The sequence below is a fragment of the Flavobacterium sp. FPG59 genome (assembly GCF_002150205.1).
Taxonomy (GTDB): Bacteria; Bacteroidota; Bacteroidia; order Flavobacteriales; family Flavobacteriaceae; genus Flavobacterium.
In genome coordinates, this window is record NZ_MTCA01000370.1 from 1 (window position 1) to 1,408 (window position 1,408).

2 protein-coding genes are annotated in these 1,408 nt (G+C 39.2%); both read left to right on the forward strand.

Features of this window, described 5'->3' with window-relative positions; all coding sequences use genetic code 11:
- Window positions 1-550, forward strand: a 550-nt coding sequence (locus tag FPG59_RS16040; protein ID WP_254906728.1) for a transposase, incomplete at its 5' end; no start/stop codon positions are given.
- 475 nt (window positions 551-1,025) lie between these two features.
- Window positions 1,026-1,408: tyrosine-type recombinase/integrase (locus tag FPG59_RS16045; protein ID WP_254906729.1), on the forward strand; the 383-nt coding region annotated here is incomplete at its 3' end.

Consider the following 1,408-nt stretch of genomic DNA (forward strand, 5'->3'; position numbering starts at 1 on the left):
GTTCATTTACAACAAAGAAACCAACACCTACACCTGCCCGCAAGGACAAACCTTGAGTACCACCGGAAGCTGGCACAAGAAAACCGGTCGCACCCAAGAAAGCGGTTATAGGTTCCAAAAATACCGAACTTCAGCTTGCAAAACCTGTCCAGTAAAAGCGCTATGCACCAGCAGAAAAGGAGGTAGGGAAATAGATCGAAGCCAATATGCCGAAGCAGTAGAAGAAAATCATAAGCGTTATAAAGAAAATGGACAATTATATCGCAAACGCCAAGAAATTAACGAGCACATTTTTGGAACTATCAAACGAAAGTGGGGCTACAATTATACAGATTTAGTTGGACTCGAAAAAGTAAACGGCGAACACAGTTTGATTATGCTGGTGTATAACATCAAACGCAGCATCAACATACTTGGTGTTCCCGATCTTGTTGCCAGACTCAAGACTTGGAACAGTCCTTACAAGAGAAAGGATTTGTTTTTGCTAAAAACGACCTATTTAAAGTTAAAATTAGACTTCTTTTTCAGTCAAACTAAATTATCAGCCTAAAAAACAACTTGCCTTAAAAGGTTTTATTTGAGGTGTGGATCAGGGAAGTTGGGTTGGTTTTGAAGAAAAAAGTGGTTTTTTCACAGCCTGACGTCCCGCGGCTCTCACGATGTTTGGGACTAAATTAAGATTTAATTTTCGGTTAATCACTAATTTTTCAAGTACAAGACTAACTTTAAATTAAGCCTAAAACCCAAATATCGTGAAACCGCTGTTGAACTAAACCTTCGGTAGCGCGAAACCGAAAAAGTAGTACTTTTCAAAGATAATTAAAATTTGATATTATGACTACAAAAAAAAGCATCCTGATGCGTTAAGAGAGAACAAAATTCTGAACCAAGCCAAGCGAGAAGTTCCAGGTTTCGAGGAACTTTTAGATCGTTTTGAGCGGACGATTTCTGTTTTAGGCAGAAGCCAAAGTACTTTTAATAACTATTCGCGCCATGTTGCAGCTATCTCGCTTTATTTTGGTAAAATCCCAACCGAATTAGATCCCGAACAAGTACAGGACTACTTGTTTTACCAACAAAAAAAGTCAAAAACACCTTCTCAAACCTACTTTAAGCATTGCGTTTATGGACTTCGTTTTTTGCTGAAATCTGAGGGTTTTCCGTATCAGTTCCTTCGTTTACCGTCCATAAAACACGAGAAGAAACTTCCTGTTGTTTTGAGTAAAGAGGAAGTTTGGGCGATGCTCCAGAGTGCCAAATTGCTAAAACATAAAATCCTGATTGGTTTGCTTTATGGCTGCGGATTGCGCTGCATGGAAGCCCGAAGTGTACGATTACAAGATCTAGATTTCGATAGAAAACAGCTCAAAGTGGTTCAAGGCAAAGGCAAAAAAGACCGTTACGTTCC